Origin of the sequence: Nocardia vinacea, from assembly GCF_035920345.1 — a bacterium.
Classification (GTDB): Bacteria; Actinomycetota; Actinomycetes; order Mycobacteriales; family Mycobacteriaceae; genus Nocardia; species Nocardia vinacea_A.
On sequence record NZ_CP109149.1, the window covers coordinates 7,445,193 to 7,463,369 of the forward strand.

At 66.0% G+C, this 18,177-nt stretch carries 14 protein-coding genes; 7 read left to right on the forward strand and 7 right to left on the reverse strand.

Going from position 1 to position 18,177, the window contains the following annotated elements:
- The first annotated feature begins 209 nt into the window (after positions 1-209).
- Positions 210-809: a TetR/AcrR family transcriptional regulator gene (locus tag OIE68_RS33975; RefSeq protein ID WP_062992537.1), complete on the forward strand. Its 600-nt coding sequence runs from the start codon at positions 210-212 to the stop codon at positions 807-809.
- Positions 810-1,133: 324 nt separating this feature from the next.
- Complete coding sequence (locus OIE68_RS33980; RefSeq protein WP_419150602.1) at positions 1,134-2,414, forward strand: DUF5685 family protein; 1,281 nt, start codon at positions 1,134-1,136, stop codon at positions 2,412-2,414.
- A gap of 255 nt (positions 2,415-2,669) precedes the next feature.
- Here OIE68_RS33980 and OIE68_RS33985 read toward each other — a convergent pair whose 3' ends face one another.
- Together OIE68_RS33985 and OIE68_RS33990 are read right to left on the reverse strand one after the other, a co-directional pair.
- On the reverse strand, positions 2,670-3,536 hold the full coding sequence (locus tag OIE68_RS33985) for a MaoC/PaaZ C-terminal domain-containing protein (RefSeq protein WP_327095056.1): 867 nt from the start codon (positions 3,534-3,536) through the stop codon (positions 2,670-2,672).
- Positions 3,536-4,894 carry a 3-oxoacyl-ACP reductase gene (locus OIE68_RS33990; RefSeq protein WP_327095057.1) on the reverse strand — a complete coding sequence of 453 codons (1,359 nt, stop codon included), beginning with the start codon at positions 4,892-4,894 and terminating at the stop codon, positions 3,536-3,538. The genes OIE68_RS33985 and OIE68_RS33990 overlap by 1 nt, the downstream gene beginning before the upstream one ends.
- A 229-nt stretch (positions 4,895-5,123) precedes the next feature.
- On the opposite strand from OIE68_RS33990, the gene OIE68_RS33995 reads away from it, so the two are divergent.
- On the forward strand, positions 5,124-6,440 hold the full coding sequence (locus tag OIE68_RS33995) for an acetyl-CoA C-acetyltransferase (RefSeq protein ID WP_327095058.1): 1,317 nt from the start codon (positions 5,124-5,126) through the stop codon (positions 6,438-6,440).
- Between the two features lie 186 nt (positions 6,441-6,626).
- A complete protein-coding gene (locus OIE68_RS34000; protein WP_327095059.1) occupies positions 6,627-7,172 on the forward strand; it encodes a hypothetical protein in 546 nt (181 codons plus the stop codon).
- Between the two features lie 4 nt (positions 7,173-7,176).
- Here the strand turns inward: OIE68_RS34000 and prcB are convergent, their stop codons facing one another.
- Both prcB and gnd read right to left on the reverse strand, forming a co-directional pair.
- Entirely contained in the window at positions 7,177-7,977 is an 801-nt protein-coding gene (prcB, locus tag OIE68_RS34005; RefSeq protein ID WP_327095060.1) for a proteasome subunit beta, read from the reverse strand.
- A 111-nt stretch (positions 7,978-8,088) separates the two neighbouring features.
- Positions 8,089-9,120 (reverse strand): phosphogluconate dehydrogenase (NAD(+)-dependent, decarboxylating), encoded by a 1,032-nt coding sequence (gnd, locus tag OIE68_RS34010; RefSeq protein ID WP_327095061.1) that lies wholly within the window; start codon positions 9,118-9,120, stop codon positions 8,089-8,091.
- Positions 9,121-9,703: 583 nt separating this feature from the next.
- Between gnd and OIE68_RS34015 the strand changes: the two genes are divergently transcribed.
- Positions 9,704-11,479 carry a VanW family protein gene (locus OIE68_RS34015; protein WP_327095062.1) on the forward strand — a complete coding sequence of 592 codons (1,776 nt, stop codon included), beginning with the start codon at positions 9,704-9,706 and terminating at the stop codon, positions 11,477-11,479.
- A gap of 7 nt (positions 11,480-11,486) precedes the next feature.
- On the opposite strand, the gene OIE68_RS34020 is transcribed toward OIE68_RS34015, so the two are convergent.
- A complete protein-coding gene (locus OIE68_RS34020; protein ID WP_327095063.1) occupies positions 11,487-12,590 on the reverse strand; it encodes a DUF4185 domain-containing protein in 1,104 nt (367 codons plus the stop codon).
- A 232-nt stretch (positions 12,591-12,822) separates the two neighbouring features.
- Here OIE68_RS34020 and OIE68_RS34025 point away from each other — a divergent pair, with 232 nt between their 5' ends.
- Positions 12,823-13,947 carry a GGDEF domain-containing protein gene (locus OIE68_RS34025; RefSeq protein ID WP_327095064.1) on the forward strand — a complete coding sequence of 375 codons (1,125 nt, stop codon included), beginning with the start codon at positions 12,823-12,825 and terminating at the stop codon, positions 13,945-13,947.
- Between the two features lie 348 nt (positions 13,948-14,295).
- Here the strand turns inward: OIE68_RS34025 and OIE68_RS34030 are convergent, their stop codons facing one another.
- Complete coding sequence (locus tag OIE68_RS34030) at positions 14,296-16,131, reverse strand: acyl-CoA dehydrogenase (protein ID WP_327095065.1); 1,836 nt, start codon at positions 16,129-16,131, stop codon at positions 14,296-14,298.
- A 313-nt stretch (positions 16,132-16,444) separates the two neighbouring features.
- On the opposite strand from OIE68_RS34030, the gene OIE68_RS34035 reads away from it, so the two are divergent.
- Complete coding sequence (locus tag OIE68_RS34035; protein WP_327095066.1) at positions 16,445-17,041, forward strand: alpha/beta family hydrolase; 597 nt, start codon at positions 16,445-16,447, stop codon at positions 17,039-17,041.
- Positions 17,042-17,372: 331 nt separating this feature from the next.
- On the opposite strand, the gene OIE68_RS34040 is transcribed toward OIE68_RS34035, so the two are convergent.
- On the reverse strand, positions 17,373-18,074 hold the full coding sequence (locus OIE68_RS34040) for a class I SAM-dependent methyltransferase (RefSeq protein WP_327095067.1): 702 nt from the start codon (positions 18,072-18,074) through the stop codon (positions 17,373-17,375).
- Positions 18,075-18,177: the final 103 nt, after the last annotated feature.

Genomic DNA, 18,177 nt, shown 5'->3' on the forward strand with positions numbered 1-18,177 from the left:
GTCGTATGTTGTACAGCCGCCTTGTCGCCGTACACCCGTAGTATTCCTCTGCTGGACAGCTGAACAGCTGCGCCCGCGAATCCAAGGACATCGCGGTCCGAAGGATGGGAGCCGAGTGCCGATAGTTCGCCGAACTTACGAACGCGCAATCCGACCCGCCGAACTTACCTTGGAGTAATATAAGAGTTTCACCATGTGGTAGGAGAGTGATGGCGGGCGGAACGAAGCGACTTCCTCGGGCGGTTCGTGAGCAGCAGATGCTCGACGCCGCGGTCGAGGTGTTCTCGCGTAAAGGGTTCCACGACACCTCGATGGACGCGATCGCCGCCGAGGCGAAAATCTCCAAGCCGATGCTGTACCTCTACTACGGCTCCAAGGATGAATTGTTCCGCGCCTGCATCCAGCGCGAGGGACTGCGCTTCATCGAATCGGTGGCGCCCGCAGGCAATCCGCAACTGTCCCCGCACGAACAGGTCCGCACGGCGCTCGAGGGTTTCCTCGGATTCGTCGACCGCAACCGCAACTCCTGGCAGGTGCTCTACCGCCAGGCGATCGGCCAGCAAGCCTTCGCCTCGGAAATCGAAAACGCCCGCGAACGCGTCATCGAACTGACCGCCAAACTGCTCGAATCCAGTGCCAAGCACGCTGAACCCGGCACCAATTTCGATGTTGTCGCGGTGGCCGTCATCGGCGCCGGCGAGGCCATCGCCGACCGCGTAGCCAGCGGCCGCATCGAAGTCTCCGAGGCGGTCGACCTCCTGGACGATCTCGCCTGGCGCGGTCTCGCGGGGCGCAAGAAGGCGGAGTAGCTCCCCGGCCCGGTCTGCACCCAGGCCCCCAGTGCGCGCAATGTTTGTCCCAGCTGCAAACCCCGTATAGCGGTGTTCGGTAGAGACATAGGGCGGGGCACGTGCCTGAGTAGTCCTGTGGGTTCGGCTGTTCTGGCGCCATTGTCGAAGCAGCGCACCCCTATTCGCGGCTCCAGGCCGCGTATAGGGGGTGTGGGGTTCACGCACAGGGTTTGTGCCGCACGCGGGGGCGGTGGCTCGGCTTGCGGCGGCGTTAACGGACTGCCAGAGTGCGGGAGATCAAGAGAGTGGACCGGCACAAAGTGGTCGGGGAACGGGGCGGAATTGTTCGGGATGTTGCGGCCGTGTTCGCATGGGGCCGAGAAGTACGGGATCGATGCGAGCACGTGGCGCACACATATGTGTGGGCTGTGTTTGGGGCTGCGGGATGGGCACGGGCAGTTGGCGCGGGCGGCGACCAATACCGATGCGATCGTCTTGAGCGTGCTGACCGAGGCGCAGATGTCCGGCTCGATCGGGCGGACCAAGGCGGGGCCGTGCGCGCTGCGGGGGATGCGTCGCGCCGAGGTCGCGAGTGCGGATTCACCGGGCGTACTGCTGGCTGCCACCGCATCACTGTTGCTGGGATCGGCCAAGATTCGCGATCACGTCGACGATGGTGACGGTTCCGTCCTCACCCGGCATCCGATGACGAAGGTATCGAGCCGCTGGGCAGACCGCGCGCGATCGCAGGCATCCCTGATCGGCCTCGATGTGGAACCGCTTGTCGCCGCGATCAATTCGCAATCGCACTTGGAAGCTCTCGCCACGGTAGGCGCCGAATGCCCAGGTGTGGGCGACTCGAACCGCGCTCGATCGGCCGACGCCCCAGCGTTGCTCGACGGTGCGCGCGACACGTCGGAGAATTCGTCTCGCACAATCTCTCTCGATGATCTGACCGTACCGACGCAGATTTGCGCGGCGGAATTCTTCGCTCATACCGCGGTTTTGGCCGACCGCCCGGACAACGTCGCCGCTTTACGCGAGGCGGGCAGGCATTTCGGGCGCATCGCGCACCTCGCCGATGCCGTCGCGGACTTCGAGGACGACCGGACCCGCGGCCGCTTCAACCCGCTCGCGGCCACCGGAACGACCATGCCCGAGGCATACGACATACTGCGGCAATCGGATTCGCACCTGCGTCAGGCGGTCGCGGAGGCGAAACTGGACCAGGTCCCCACCATCCGCTGGATGCTGCTCGACCCATTACGCGGACTCGTGCGCAATATCGGCCGCGGCGTCGGTGCAACCGCCCACGCCTGCAACATATCCCGGGATACCGCGACAACGCAGCCACTGCCGCTGGGCGGCGCGACGATGCAGCACCCCCTGCCGCCGGATATCGATTTCCGGAGACCGCCACGCCGCCCCGGAATCGGCGAGGCGCTCGCCATCGTCTTCGGCGTCTACTGCACCGGCTACGCCTGCTGTGCCGACCACACCAATCCGTGCAACGGTGAGCGCAAGGACGCCTGGATCAAGAACTGCGACTGCGGCGATTGCTGTGATTGCGGCGACTGCGACTGTGACGGCTGCTGCTGCGACGGTTGCGGCTGCGACTGCTGACCCCGCCGTCGGCGAGCCTTGCCATTGCGGCACCTGTTTGTCGTGGCGCGCACTGATTCGCCGGGCGATTCGTGTCCCGTGAAGCGAATTCATGCGCGGCATGACCCCGCACCGATCGGTTTTTCGGTGGCGCGCATATGTCGCGGCGTGCACTGATTTGCCCGCCGTTTCCATGCGCGAGAGGCGAACTCCTGCACGGCAGCCTGAAAACGTCGAAGCCGCACTCCGAACCAGGAGTGCGGCTTCGACGTCGGGTCAGCGTAGGGTGGCCGTCAGATGCGGATACCCCTTCTTCGGGTTCAGCAATGCCAGGTCCCAACCGCCGTCGACCTGATCGGCGTACACATTCACCGTGGACGGCAGCAGAATCGGCTTACCGAATTTGACCGCGTAGCTGGCCTTTTCGGGAATCCGCCCCTCCACATTCGAGAGGATGTTCGCGGCCGACCACATGCCGTGCGCGATCGCCTTCGGGAAGCCGAATGCCTTGGCGCCCAATGCCGAAGTGTGGATCGGGTTGTGGTCACCGGAGGCGGCCGCGTAGCGGGTGATCGTCTTCTGATCCACCCGAAGGGTGCGCATCGGCGGCGGCGGAACCTCTTCCGGCTTCGGCTCACCCTTCGGTTCGCCCGAGAGCGAGGTGCGCTGCTGGTGCAGGAAGGTAGTGACCTGACGCCACACCAGCTCCCTGCCGACATTCACCTCGGTGATCGCATCTACCAGCAGGCCCTTCGGGTGCTCGCGCAGATTCTCGATGTGCGTGGTGAAGTCCAGCGGCTCGCTGACCGAGATCTCGCGACCGCGCTCGATCAGATTCTGCGCGTGTACCGCACCCACCGCGACGAACGGAAAGTCCCGTGCCACAACGAGTTGCATCGCCAGCGGGAAGCTGAGGATGAACGGGTAGGTCAGCGGCAGCGAGTCGCCGAACCGCAGTCCGGTCGCCCGGCAGTACGCGGCCAGGTGATCCGGATCCACACGCAGGCCCTCCAGCCGGACGACACGGTCGGGCAGCGTCGATTTGCGCCCCGAGACCAGCGGCACCGGCACCGCACCGAGCGCGGCCTTGACGAAAAGGCCGCTGTTCTTGGGAGGTTCGGTGAGCGTGATCGTCTCGGTCATCATGCTCCGATCAGGCTCTGACCGCAGACCCGAACCACATTGCCGCTCACCGCATTCGACGCCGGGCTGGCAAAGTAGGCGATGGTCTCGGCGACGTCGACGGTCTGTCCGCCCTGCAGCAGCGAGCTCATCAGCCGACCGGCCTCACGAGTGGCCAGCGGAATGGCCGCGGTCATGGCGGTTTCGATAAAACCGGGCGCGACGGCGTTGATGGTGATGCCCTTCTCGGCCAGCTTCGGCGCCTCGGCATTGACCATGCCGATGACACCGGCCTTGGACGCGCCGTAGTTGGTCTGGCCGCGGTTACCGGCGATGCCCGCGATGGAGGACACGTCGATCACCCGGCCGCCCTCTTTGAGGGCGCCACGCGCTACCAGGCCCTCGGTAATGCGGTGCGGCGCGGCGAGATTCACGTTGATGACCGAATTCCAGCGGCCCTCGTCCATATTGGCGAGCAGCTTGTCGCGGGTGATGCCCGCGTTGTGCACGACGATATCGATGCCGCCGAAGCGTTCGGTGGCGAATTCGGCCAGCTTCTCGGCGGCGTCGGGTGCGGTGACATCGAGCGCGAGCGCGGTGCCGCCGACCTTGTTCGCGGTGGCCGAGAGCGCCTCACCGGCGGCCGGGATATCGGCGACGATCACGGTCGCGCCGTCGCGGGCGAATACCTCGGCGATGGTCGCGCCGATGCCGCGCGCGGCGCCGGTGACCACGGCGACCTTGCCGTCGAGCGGCTTGTCCCAAGCGGCCGGGGCCACCGCGTCGGCCTTGCCGACCCGGATGACCTGACCGTCGACGAAGGCCGACTTGGCCGAAAGCAGGAAGCGCAGTGTGGATTCCAGACCGGACGCCGTGGCGGAGGCCTCGGGGTGCAGGTAGACCAGCTGAGCGGTGGCGCCGCGCAGCAGCTCCTTGGCGACGCTGCGGGTGAAGCCCTCGAGCGCGCGCTGGGCGATCTGCTCGTCCACGCCCGCGGTCAGCTCGGGGGTGGTGCCGATGACGACGATGCGACCGGACGCCGCGACGCTGCGCATGGCGGGCTGGAAGAATTCGAACAGCTGCGAGAGATCCTCGACCGTGCCGATGCCGGTCGCGTCGAACACCAGTGCGCCGTACTTCTGACCCGAGGCCGGCGCGTCGGCAAAGGTGTAGTCCGAAAGCAGGGTACGCACCGGTTCGGCGACGCGGCCCTTGCCGCCGAGCAGCACCGGACCGGGCAGTGGCGGCTCACCGGCCCGGTAGCGGCGCAGGTTCTCCGGCTTCGGCAGGCCCAACTTGCTCGCCAGGAATTGGCCGGGAGCGGAGTGTACGAACGATCCGTAGAGGTTGGGAGCACCCTTGCTCTTGTTGGCTGCCACTGTTTCTCCCTTTTCTCGTGTGTCGTGGTTTCGGCCCGCCGGTGGCTGCGTTGCCGAATGGTCTGCATGCCCCGGCGCGAATTTACGCAGACTTGCGGGGTACGGTATCGACAACAAACTTACTCCAGAGTAAGTTTAAAGTAAACCAACCGCGACGGGGCGTCGATCTGCGCGGACATGTCCGTGTCGAACGGCCCACCGGGCACCCGACGAGACCTTGGAGACTCGAGTGACAACCAAAGCCCGTTCAGCGAAGAGCACGGCAAAGAAGGGCCCACGCCCGGTTGCGGTCGTGGGCGGCAACCGGATTCCGTTCGCCCGCTCCGATAAGGCCTATGCCCACGCCTCCAACCAGGACATGTTCACCGCCGCGCTGGACGGTCTGGTGAGCCGGTTCGGCCTGCAGGGCGAACGCCTGGGCATGGTCGTCGGCGGCGCGGTGCTCAAGCGTGTCGGCGAGCACGGCATGGTCCGCGAGAGCGTGCTCGGCAGCAAGCTCAGCCCCTACACCCCGGCCCACGACCTCCAATTGGCCTGCGGCACCGGCCTGCAGGCGATCGTCACCGTCGGTGACGCGATCGCCGCCGGTCGCATCGATGCCGGTGTCGGTGGCGGCACCGACACCACCTCCGATGCCCCGATCGGGGTCAGCGAGTCCATGCGTGAATGGATGCTCGACGCCAACCGCGCCAAGAGCAATAAGGACCGCCTCAAACTGGTCGGGCAGCTGCGTCCCGCCATGCTCGGTATCGAGATCCCGCGCAATGCCGAACCGCGCACCGGTCTGTCGATGGGTGAGCACGCCGCCATCACCGCCAAGGAATTCGGTATCGCGCGCGAGGCCCAGGACGAACTGGCCTACCTGTCGCACAAGAATATGGCCGCCGCCTACGACCGCGGCTTCTTCGACGATCTGATCACCCCGTTCCTCGGCCTGACCCGCGACGACAACCTGCGTCCCGGTTCGACGGTCGAGAAGTTGGCCACCCTCAAGCCGGTGTTCGGCAACAAACTGGGTGATGCCACCATGACCGCCGGTAACTCCACCCCGCTCACCGATGGCGCCTCCGCGGTGCTGCTGTCGAGCGAGGAATGGGCCACCGAGCGCAACCTGCCGGTGCTCGCGCATCTGGTCGACTCCGAGGTCGCCGCGGTCGATTACATCCACGGCCCCGACGGCCTGCTGATGGCGCCGACCTACGCGGTGCCGCGCCTGCTGGCCCGAAATGGCCTGACCCTGCAGGACTTCGACTACTACGAGATCCACGAGGCCTTCGCCTCGGTGGTGCTGGCCACCCTGCAGGCGTGGGAGTCGGATCAGTACTGCAAGGAGCGTCTGGGCCTGGACGGCGCGCTCGGTTCGATCGATCGCAGCAAGCTGAACGTCAACGGTTCCTCGCTCGCCGCGGGTCACCCGTTCGCCGCGACCGGCGGCCGCATCGTCGCCTCCACCGCGAAGATGCTGGCGGAGAAGGGATCCGGCCGCGCGCTGATCTCCATCTGTGCCGCGGGCGGACAGGGCGTCGTCGCGATCCTGGAGCGCTAGACAGCCGACAGGAGGTGGCGTCCGACTCGGCCGACGCCGCCTCCTGTTCGTGGCCGCACTTGCGAGTTCTATTCGACACCAACGGATTTCGCGGCGATATTTGCGAACTCCGGTATCTGCTCGGCTGACCGGGTAGGTTCCGTTCGGAACCGTTGTCCGAGACCGCTACGGGTACAGGAGCGATGGATGCCGACCGCGAGGACCCTGGCCGAAGCGCAGACCTACCTGGGCCTGCTCGCCGCAGCCGATGAGACAGCCGATGCGAGCCCGCCCCAGACTTCGCTGACCGAAGGTGAGCACGCATGGACGGTGCACTCGACGTTCGGTGATATCGAGGTCCCGTACGACTCCGAGGCGGCGTGCCGGCGTCTCGGCGTGTGGTTCGGTCTCGGCGTCTCCCCGCTGGTCGACGCCGGGCAGTGGATCATGATCGCGGGCACCTACGCTCGCCGTGCGCTCGACGCGGACCTGGTCTACCAGGGCAGACCCGAACAGGACCGCAATACCGTCGAGCTGAACTGGCAGTTCGCCGCCGAGGCGATCGGCGAGGCGATCAAATTCCTGCCGGAGGGTGCGGACCGCCTCCCGGCTGCCGCATTCTGGTCCGAACTGGGTGAACAGCTACGGCGCGACGAGCCCGAGCAGATCACGCGTGCCAAGCTCGCCGACGACCTGGAGTACTACACCGGCACACTCGAGGACTTCCGCGCGCTCTACGGCGAGGCCCCCTGAGGACTCATTCGCGGGCGAGTGCCGCACGATCCTCGACGAGTCCGCGAGTGATCTCCACGAGCCGTTGCGCCGGAACCTCCACGGCGCCTTCGGCATTGATGACGACCACGGTCGGATAGATGCCACGGGTGAGATCCGGCCCGCCGGTGGCGGTGTCGTCCTCGGCGGCGTCGAAGAGCGATTCGACGGTGATCCGCAGCGCCTGATCCTCATCGATGCCGCGGCTGTAGGTCTTCTTCAGCGAGGACTTCGCGAACAGCGAACCGGAACCGACCGCGGTGTAGCCGAAGCGCTCCTCACTGCGACCGCCGACGACATCGTAGGAGAAGATCCGGCCGACCTTCTCGGGATCGGTGGCGCTCAGGTCGTAGCCGACCAGCACCGGGACCACCGCCATATCCTGTAGTGCGGCAGGCAGATTGTCGCGCACCATCTTCGACAGCTTGTTGGCCTTGCCCTCGAAGGTCAGCCCGACACCCTCGATCTTCTCGTAGTGTTCGAGCTCGACCGCGAACAACCGGATCATCTCGATGGCCATGCCCACGGTGCCCGCGAAACCCGCCGCGGAGTAGGAGTCGGTGATGAACACCTTCTCCATATCCCGGCTGGCCAGCAGATTTCCCATGGTGCCGCGCCGGTCACCGGCGAGCAGCACGCCGCCGCGGTAGGCGACGGCCACGATTGTGGTGCCGTGCGGCGCGATGTCCTGCCCGTGCGCCGTGGCATTGCCGAAATCGCTGCCGGGCAGGAGTTCTGGGGCGTATCGGCGCAGGTTCTCCGAGAAGGAAGACGTCGCGTACTCCATAACGTCCACCGTAACGACTTCCCGCCCCGGGCGTCAGCGCACCGGACTTCCGCGGGTGGCGGCGCGACTGCTGCCCGCGCGCGAAGGCCGGCGCTGTCGCGCGCCCGATACCTATTTCGGGGGCAGCTCGATGTGACCGCCGAAGGCCTTGCGCATGGCCGAGAGCATCTTGTCCGCGTAGAGCGCCTCGCCACGCGAGGAGAATCGCGCGAACAGCGCCGCCGCGAGCACCGGGGCGGGGACGCCGGTATCGATCGCGGCGTCGAGAGTCCAGCGACCCTCACCGGAGTCCGATACCCGCCCGTCGAAGGATTCCAGGGTCGGATCGGCGTAGAGCTCGCTCGCGGTGAGGTCCAGCAACCACGAGGCAACCACCGAACCGCGCCGCCACACCTCGGTCACCTCGGGCACGTCGATGTCGTATCGGTACCACTCGGGATGTTCGAGCGGGGTCTCCTCGGCGGAGGCCACGGCATCGTGGGTCGCGCCGATATCGGCCTTGTGCAGGATGTTCAGGCCCTCGGCGTAGGCGGCCATGGCGCCGTATTCGATGCCGTTGTGCACCATCTTCACGAAATGGCCGGCTCCGGCCGGTCCGCAGTGCAGATAGCCCTGTTCGGCAGGTGACGGCTCGCCCGTGCGGCCCGGCGTCCGTTCGGCCGCCTCGACCCCCGGAGCGATGGACTTCAGCAGCGGATCCAAATGCGCCACCGGCTCGGCCTCGCCGCCGATCATCAGACAGAAGCCCCGGTCCAGTCCGAAAACGCCGCCCGAGGTGCCGATGTCCACATAGTGGATGCCCTTGGGCTGCAGCGTCGCGGCGCGCGCGATGTCGTCGTGATAGCGGCTGTTGCCGCCGTCGATGATGATGTCGCCGGGCTCGAGCAGCTCGGCGACCTGGTCGATCACCTGACCCGTCACCGCGGCCGGGATCATCACCCAGACCACCCGCGGGGTCTCCAGGCGGGATACGAAGTCCTTCAGATCGGTGGACCCCTGGAAACCATCACTGCCCAGTTCGGCGACGAGCGTGTCTATGGTCTTGGGTCTGCGTTCGTAGCCGATGGCGGTATGCCCGTCCTTGACTATGCGGCGCACGATATTGCCGCCCATCCGACCCAGGCCGATCATTCCCAGCTGCATTCCATCCATCTCCCTCGTCGCCTGTGGAGCCCTGGTGGTAGGAAGTTTCAGCTCGATTGTCTCGCGGATGTGTAACGCGCGGTGCGCCGGACCAGATAAACGTGTTGGCTCCGCGAAGTTGCCAGACCCCCGACCCGGCAACTTCGCGGGGCCCTTCCATGTGTGGCGTGGTCCGTTGCACGGGATTTGCTGATGGACCGCGCTGTGCTGACGATGTCGGTGGAGACCACTATCGTTGGCGGGGCTCGCACCGTGCGAGCTCCTTACAATCGAGCGGGGAGGACGGTTCGTGACGAGCGAATCGAATACCGGGCGGCACGGTCGAAACGAAGGCGGCCAGGTCGGACTACGACAGCTCCTCGACTCGGCTCGATCCGCGACACCGCAGCAGCCACCGCCGCCGCGCACGGTTTCGCAGCAGGCGTCGGGCGCGGATGAGACCCCGCAGCCGCCCAGGCCACGGTCGGCGCAGCAGCAACCGAGGGCGTACGAGGCGGCGGCCGAGTCAGCGGTACAGCCTCAGTCGGCCGCTCAGCAACCGACTCCGTCGGGACATCAGGCACCGGGGTGGGCTGGGGATTCCATGCCGACCGAGCCGCTGCGGACAACTCGGCGATCCAAAGCAACCGCGCCCACCGGCGCGCAGCGGGGTCGCGCACCCGAACAGCCGTCCAGACCGAGCGGGCTGAGATCGCCCATCGCCAAACGCATCGGCATCGGCGTCGGCGCACTGATAGCGGTTTGCGGTCTGGCTTACGTTGCGGATCTTGTACTTTCGTCGGGTCATGTACCGCGCGGCGTCGTCGTGGCCGGTATCGATATCGGCGGCAAGGACACCGCGGCCGCGGAGGCTCAGTTGCGCACCGCGGTGGATCCGCGCGCCGACCAGGAACTGCCGCTGCAAATCGGCGACGTGCAGACCAGGCTCACCCCCAAAACCGCTGGCCTGGGGGTGGATTGGGATGCCACCTGGGCCCGCGTCGGCGGCCAGCCGCTCAACCCGTTCACCAGACTGACTTCGCTGTTCGGCACGCACACGGTGCCGGTCGCGAGCACCGTCGACGACAAAGCACTCGATGCTCAGCTCACCGCCCTGCGCGTGCACGACCGCGCGACCGTCGAGGGCACCATCGCCTTCGACGGCGCCCGCCCGGTCGCCGTGCCGCCGGTACCCGGCCGCATCCTCGATGTTCCGGCCGCGCGCACCGCGCTCATCGAAAACTGGTATCTCGGGGCGCTGCTGGATCTTCCGGAGACTGCCGCGCCCATTGCCGTGCGCGTGGAAGCGGTCGAGCAGGCGCTGCACACCATTGCCGAACCGGCGGTGAGCGCGCCGATTGTCTTCGCGGGCAAGAACAATGCGGCGGGACGGCTGGAGCCGGAGCAGATCGCGTCCATACTGTCCTTCGCCCCCGATGGCCAGGGTGGTCTCGCCGCGACCTTCAAGCAGGATGTCGCGCTCGGGGTGCTCGGTCCGCAACTCGCGCCATCCGAGGTCGAGGCCAAGGATGCGACCTTCGCCGTGACCGGGTCGACCGCGACGGTGGTTCCGGCCGTGATCGGCGACAAGATCAATTGGGCGAAGACGTTCGAGCAGTTGCCGAATCTCGTCGTCGCCCCGCAGGAGCGCACCGCACAGGCCGTCTACGAGACGGTGGATCCCAAGCTCACCACGGAGGCTGCCAACGCACTCGGCGTCACCGAGGTTATGGGCCAATTCACCACGAGCGGCTTCAGCGGGCCGTCCGGTGTGAATATCCGCGTGGTCGCCAAGAAGGTGAACGGCGCCATCGTCAAGCCGGGAGAAACCTTCTCGCTCAACGATTTCACCGGACCGCGCGGCACCGCCGAGGGCTACGTCGAATCCGGCATCATCGACCACGGTCGCCCGAGTACCGCAGTCGGCGGCGGCATCAGCCAATTCGCGACCACGCTCTACAACGCCGCCTATTTCGCGGGCATGGAAGATGCCGGTCACACCGAGCACAGCTACTACATTTCCCGCTATCCGGCGGCGCGCGAGGCCACCGTCTTCGACGGCGCGATCGACCTCAAATTCCGCAATAACAGCCAATCCGGTGTCTACATCGAAACATCGACCACCGACTCCGAGGTCACGGTCCGCATCTGGGGCACCAAGACCGTCAATGTCGAATCCATCACCGGTGAGAAGACCAAGCCCACCGAGCCCAGCACGGTCAAACTCCCCAAGGGCAAGGACTGCATCGCCACCGAAGGTGCGCCGGGCTTCACTATCTCCGATACGCGAGTCATCACCGACCGCAAAACCAGTCGCGAAATTTCGCGCAGCACACGGACGGTGAAGTACGACCCGGTACCTGTCGTGAAATGCGAGTAGTCAACTCCTACAGCGGGGTTCGCATCAGCAGCACGTTGTACTGGTTCCATACCGACAGCAAGAAGTACAGGTCACTGCCGGTCTGATATGGGAAGATCATCGGCGCGTAGGCGCTCGGCAGCGCGGGGCCGTCGACGAGCACCTCCGGCTCGCTCCATGGTCCCTCCGGCGCCGACGCGGTGCGCAACACCACCGCATTCCGGGAGTCCGTGGTGAGCATGATGAATTTGCCGAGATGCTCGTTCCACATGACCGACAGTTCGCTGACATCTCCGACGATCGGTGTGGCGTCCTTGGCCTCGGGCTTCCACTCCTTGCCGTCCCAGTACTCGTAGCGATCGAGATCAGCGATATCGGATTCCATTGCCCGCGAGACGAATCCGGGATGCAGCCGACCCGCCGGGGTGCCGTAGCGGTAGACGTAACCGGCGTCCTTCAGGAAGGCGTTCTGCTGAAAGTTCTGATGGCCGTCCACATTCGCGCGCCGGGTCGTGGTCAGCGGGGCCCAGGTCTGCCCGCCGTCACCGGAGGCGGCGAGGGTGGAGAAGTTGGTCGTCCACTTGCCGTGCTGACCCCATTCGCGCACCGACATCAGGCTCATGTACTGCACCCCGCCGACCGAAATGCCCGCTGTTGGAATGAGACTGATCTCGATACCCGGAATCTTCGGGCTCGGCAGCGGATTGGTCACGGCGCCGTCGAAGGAAATCCCCTGCGACGGATCCTTGGTCGAGCTGTGGAAAAGTACCTGGCTGCTCCAGGCGAAGACGCTGCCTACGAGCAGGTTTGGGAAGCCGAGGCCCGCGCTGTCACCGAAGGCGGTGATCATCCGGCCGTTGCCGTCGTCCCACATGACGCCGAGGTCGGTGCCGAGCACATTGACATTCTGGGTGCGATTGGGGCTGTCCATACCGGTCATCTGGAAGACCGCCTGGGTCAGTCCGGGTAAGCGTGGCAGGCCGCGTGGCTGTCCGTTGATGCCGGGAATGGGGTTGATGCCGGGAATGGGGATCAAGAAATTCGAATCGGCGGCGGCCGGTCCGGCCAGCGCGACCGAGAGTACGGCGGCGAGTACACCGGCTCTGGTGAGTGCGGACAGCGATCGGTTCATCCGGACGATCCCTTCTTGCGCGCGGTCTGCCCGGTCATTGTGCCCCGTTTCGTGATCTATGTCCGGCTCGTGCTTGCTGGAGACGGACATGTGATCATCGCTACACTGAAGATCACCAGGAGACGGGGGTTCCGACAGGGGCTGGCCTGTCACCGCTGCTTAATGGTCGCTCGAAATGGCAAAGCTGTTCGGTACATCCAGCAGGATTTCGTGAACGCTAGGCGGTGGCTCCATGGGTGACAGTCGCGCGATACTTCGCAGTTGGTGGCGCGATCCGGCGCACTATCGCTGGTTCGTGCGAACACTCGAATCTCATTCCGGGCTGCACCTGATCAAGGCGATCATCGGCGCGGGCGGTGCGATCATGCTCGTGATCAACATCCTGATCTGGATGTCGCCCGCCGGTCCGAATGGCACGGTGAACCGCACCATCTTCGCAGCGGCCGGTGTGACAGCGGTGGTGTGGACGGTTCGCTGGTGGCTGTTCCCGTGGCCCCGCGCCATCACTTCACTGGCCCTGTTGACCTGGGCGGATGTCGCGATCACGGCATCGTGCCTGGTGGACAGCGATCGGGTGTACGGCGCATTGAGCGCGATGCTGCTCGTGGTTACCGGCGCCTACATCACGTTCTTCCACAGCCCGAAGGCGCTCGCCGCGCACGCCGGATGGTCGCTGCTCACGGTGGGTGCGTTGGCCGTATTGCTGGTGACCGATGCGCGGAGCAATGATCTCGCGCTGGCCGGCGCGATGGTCTTGATCATGGTCGCGGCCATCGTCGTGGTGCTGCCCGCGTTGCAGTTCTGCTATTGGGTGCTGCGCATCGATGTGCTCTCGGATCCGCTGACCACGCTGCTGAATCGCCGCGGACTCGACTACTACGTGCACCGTTCGCGATACCAGCGCCAACTGTGTGTGATCACCATCGACCTCGACCACTTCAAGGCGGTCAACGACACCTTCGGCCACACCATCGGTGACGAGGTGCTGGTCTCGACGGCCGCGCGGCTGCGCGCCGCGGCCGATCCCGATGCCGTGGTCGCCCGCACCGGCGGGGAGGAGTTCGCGGTGGTCGATCAGTTGGATCGCGCGGCCGCGCTGAGTCTGGGCGAGCGATTGCGCCTTGCCGTGGCGGAGACGCCCGGCATATCCGTCACCGTCACAGCCAGTGTCGGTGTCGCGGTGTGCGACGGCGGTACGGACGCGGGACGGCCGCGATTGCTGCTGCGGTGTGCTGACAACGCGATGTATCAGGCGAAACGGCTGGGCGGCAATACCGTTGTGCTGGCGGAGGATCCGGAACAACCGACGATCCATCTCGCTGAGCCCGCCCGAGAGATGGTGCACCGCACCAAATAACAACAGCGGCCCCGGAGACTCCGGGGCGGCTGTGTGCGAAACCTATTGGTTGACTTCCTCCCTACGGCTGAAGCCGGGGGATTCCAACCGGCGCTAGAACCAGTTGGTACGGTACTTCCTCGCGGGTTCCCGCTGGTTCCTGCTTCGCAGACCACCCAACGGCGAGGTCTCCACAGGCTGTCACCACCTGCCCGGCGGCGAGAACACCGACCTCGACTTGGCTATCGCCGAATACCGATGAGCGAATCGGAGGCTAGTAGAGAAACCCATTGCGGGGCAAGAACATGCGGGATCGATGCGCTTACCCCACGGATGAATCCGGGGGGTAAGCGCGCTACATTTCTCCGATCAGAACGCCGCTTCGTCCAGCTCCATGATGTCGTTGTCGAGGTTGGACAGGATGGCGCGGGTCGCGGTCAGCTCCGGCAGCACATTGCGTGCGAAGAACTGCGCAACGCCGACCTTGCCCTTGTAGAACGCCTCATCGGCACCGGTCGCGCCATTGTCGAGCGCCTTGATGGCGATGTCGGCCTGACGCAGCAGCTGCCAGCCGATGAGCAGGTCACCGACGGAGAGCAGGAAGCGCACCGAACCCAGACCGACCTTGTACAGCTCGGACGGCTGCTCCTGGGCGCCCATCAGGTGCCCGGTCAGGGTCGCGGCCATGGCCTGCACATCCTCGAGCGCGGTGGCGAGCAGCTTGCGCTCGGCCTTCAGCCGGCCGTTGCCCGCCTCGGACTCGATGAACTTCTGCACCTGGCCGGCCACGTGGGCCAGCGCGACGCCGCGGTCACGGGCGATCTTGCGGAAGAAGAAGTCCTGCGCCTGGATCGCGGTGGTGCCCTCGTAGAGCGAGTCGATCTTCGCGTCGCGGATGTACTGCTCGATCGGGTAGTCCTGCAGGAAGCCGGAGCCACCGAAGGTCTGCAGCGATTCGGTCAGGTACTGGTAGGCCCGCTCGGAACCGACACCCTTGACGATCGGCAGCAGCAGATCGTTGACGCGGAAGGCCAATTCTTTATCGGCACCGGAGACCAGTTCGGCGATATCCGCATCCTGATGCGCGGCGGTGTAGAGGTAGATGGCGCGCAGACCCTCGGCGTAGGCCTTCTGCAGGGCCAGGCTGCGGCGCACGTCCGGGTGGTGGGTGATGGTGACGCGCGGGGCGGCCTTGTCGGTCATCTGGGTCAGGTCCGCACCCTGGACGCGCTGCTTGGCGTAGTCCAGTGCGTTCAGGTAACCGGTCGACAGGGTCGCGATGGCCTTGGTGCCGACCATCATGCGCGCGTTCTCGATGACATCGAACATCTGCGCGATGCCGTTGTGCACCTCGCCGACCAACCAGCCCTTGGCGGGCACGCCGTGGCCGCCGAAGGTGACCTCACAGGTGGCCGAGACCTTGATGCCCATCTTGTGCTCGACATTGGTGACGAAGGCACCGTTGCGGTCGCCCAGGGTCTGGGTCTCGAAGTCGAAGTGCCACTTCGGCACGTAGAACAGCGACAGGCCCTTGGTGCCCGGACCAGCGCCCTCAGGGCGGGCCAGCACCAGGTGCATGATGTTCTCGAACAGGTCGTCGGAGTCACCCGAGGTGATGAAGCGCTTGACGCCCTCGATGTGCCAGGAGCCGTCCTCCTGCTTGATCGCCTTGGTGCGGCCGGCGCCGACATCCGAACCGGCATCCGGCTCGGTCAGCACCATGGTGGCGCCCCAGTTGCGATCGGCGATGATCTGCGCCCACTTCTTCTGCTCATCGGTGCCGTTGTTGTAGAACACCTGCGCGAAACCCGCACCGGCGGCGTACATCTGAGCCGGCGGGTTGGCGCCGAGGATCATTTCACCGAGCGCCCAGGAGACGGCGCTCGGTGCGCCCAGGCCACCCAGCTCCTCGCGGACGGCGACCTTGGCCCAGCCGGCGTCTTCCAGCGCGCGGTAGGACTTCTTGAACGATTCGGGGAGAGTGACCGTGTGGGTCTCGGGATCGAAGGTCGGCGGGTTGCGGTCACCGTCGACGAACGAATCGGCCAGCGGACCCTCGGCCAGGCGACGCACCTCGTTGAGCATCTCCTTGACGGTCTCGGTGTCGAGATCGCCGTAGGCGTCGCTGTCGAGGACGGCGCTGAGGCCGAGTACCTCGAAGAGGTTGAACTCCAGGTCGCGTACGTTGCTCTTGTAGTGGCCCATGTCTGTTACTCACTCTCCGTTGAGTTGGTGCGGTCGGTTGGTTGCCGTTCCCGCCCGTTGTCCGTCCACCGGGTAGCCGTGCCGGTTTCTCCGCATGCTACTCGCGGGTAACTTATGTGCCATATTACCGGTCGGTAATGGGGTCGCAAAGGCTCGAGCGGGCAAATGTGATGTGAAAAACACTCGAAGGCGTTGCCGTTCGTCTACGGCTCGCGTAGTAGACGATCGAGCCGGGTTTGCCGGCGCATTCCTGGCGGCCGACGCGCAGCGGGTGGCTGGGCGTCTCCGGATAGCTGGGGACTACCGTGGAAATGTGCGAATCGAGACGAGCGCCGGGCCCGCGGAGATCGAGCTCGACAAGCCGCGCAAAGCGGCGTTCCTACTGCTGCTCACGCACGGATCCGGCGGCGGCGTCGACGCGAAAGACCTGCTCGCCGTGCGCGACTGCGCCTACGAACTGGGCGGCGCGGTGGCGCGGGTGGTGCAGCCGTACCGAGTCGCCGGACGACGCGCCCCCGGTTCCGCGGTGAAGCAGGACGAGGCGTGGCTCGAGATCGCGACCGACCTGCGCAAGCGAGTGAAGAAGGTCCCGCTGATCCAAGGCGGGCGCAGCAATGGGGCTCGGGTGGCCTGCCGCACCGCCATTGCCGCCGACGCGCGCGGCGTGCTCGCGCTGTCCTTCCCGCTGCATCCGCCGGGTAAGCCCGAGAAGACGCGTCGCGAGGAACTACTGGCTACGGGCGATATCGAAGTCGTCGTGATCAACGGCGCGAACGACCCATTCGGGATCCCCGACCCCGCTGATGCCGCCGAGGTGCGGGTAATCCCTGGTCAGCCGCATTCGTTCCGGTCGGGATTCGATGTAATTGCCGACACGGTCGCTCCCTGGTTGCAGCGCTGGTCCCAGTAGCGCACGGTCTGGGCGTGGCGGCCGCGTGTGTACGGCCGGGCGCGACGGGCCGCTGACTGCTCCGATCTGCTCGCGTGCGGGGCCGCAGCAGGCCACTTGCGATGGTTCGATCGCCTTGCCCGGGAACGCTTCGAAGACCTGCAGATTGCGTTCGACGACCAGCGGCACCGCGCGGCCCTAGGCCATCGGGGTGCCGCGGCGTGCTCGTATGCGGCCAAACGTGTGCGGGACGTCTCGGATACCGCGCCTGCATTTGTGCGCCGCGCATGAAATGTTCGGCCGAAACGTGCGCGGCGCGCAGAGACGTGCGCGGCGCGGGCGGCAGGCTCGGCTAGCTGGGCGATGCGGGTTCGATGGCGGGCGGGTCTGCCGGGGGTTTGGTGGCGATGACCAGGGCGTCGATAGCGTCGCGTTCCTCGGTGGGGCGGTAGACGCGGTCGGCGAGGCGGACTCGGATGCGTTCGGGGTCGGTGCCGAGTTCGGCGATTATGTCATCGGGGGTGAACAGGACCGACGGGTCTTTCGGGCCGCCGAAGCCGTCGGTGAGATTGGTGGTGTCGTGGCCGAGGATCAGCAGGGTGCCCTCGGGGGCGAGCAGATCGGCGAGGCGGCGGACCAGCAGGCGGCGTTGTTCGGCGGGCAGATGCAGGAAGACCATCAGCACGAGCTCGTACGGGCCGGTGATGCCCGCGGCATCCAGATCGGTGACATCGGCGCACTGCCAACTGATCCGGCTGCGGACCGAGCGGGACAGCCTGGTCGCGATGGTGCGGCCCTTATCGACGCCCACCTGTGAATAGTCGACGGCGTGCACCTGCCAGCCGTGCGTCGCCAACCACAGCGCGTTGCGCCCTTCACCGCAGGCGAGATCGAGGGCACGCGGCAGGCTGGGCGGATCGCTGTCGGGAGTGTCCGGCACCAGCGGGGCGATCCGCTCCAGTCCGTAGACATGCTCCACCACAGTACTGTTCGGCGGTGCACCCCAAACCAGTTCACTCTGCGCATACCGCGTGTCCCATTCGGTCGCGTCCATATGCGCGAGTGTATTTCCCCCCGCACCTTGCGACCGCCGCGTATCTCGGAACTCGCCGCGCACCTTGCGACCGCTGTGCGCCTTGCGACTGCCGCGTATCTCG

What these genes read in the sequence shown, in the direction of transcription:
- OIE68_RS33975 (WP_062992537.1), top strand. Translation starts at nt 210, where the DNA reads ATGGCGGGCGGAACGAAGCGACTTCCTCGGGCGGTTCGTGAGCAGCAG.
- OIE68_RS33985 (WP_327095056.1), bottom strand. Translation starts at nt 3,536, where the DNA reads ATGACCGAGACGATCACGCTCACCGAACCTCCCAAGAACAGCGGCCTT.
- OIE68_RS34000 (WP_327095059.1), top strand. Translation starts at nt 6,627, where the DNA reads ATGCCGACCGCGAGGACCCTGGCCGAAGCGCAGACCTACCTGGGCCTG.
- prcB (WP_327095060.1), bottom strand. Translation starts at nt 7,977, where the DNA reads ATGGAGTACGCGACGTCTTCCTTCTCGGAGAACCTGCGCCGATACGCC.
- gnd (WP_327095061.1), bottom strand. Translation starts at nt 9,120, where the DNA reads ATGCAGCTGGGAATGATCGGCCTGGGTCGGATGGGCGGCAATATCGTG.
- OIE68_RS34015 (WP_327095062.1), top strand. Translation starts at nt 9,704, where the DNA reads ATGCCGACCGAGCCGCTGCGGACAACTCGGCGATCCAAAGCAACCGCG.
- OIE68_RS34020 (WP_327095063.1), bottom strand. Translation starts at nt 12,590, where the DNA reads ATGAACCGATCGCTGTCCGCACTCACCAGAGCCGGTGTACTCGCCGCC.
- OIE68_RS34025 (WP_327095064.1), top strand. Translation starts at nt 12,823, where the DNA reads ATGGGTGACAGTCGCGCGATACTTCGCAGTTGGTGGCGCGATCCGGCG.
- OIE68_RS34030 (WP_327095065.1), bottom strand. Translation starts at nt 16,131, where the DNA reads ATGGGCCACTACAAGAGCAACGTACGCGACCTGGAGTTCAACCTCTTC.
- OIE68_RS34040 (WP_327095067.1), bottom strand. Translation starts at nt 18,074, where the DNA reads ATGGACGCGACCGAATGGGACACGCGGTATGCGCAGAGTGAACTGGTT.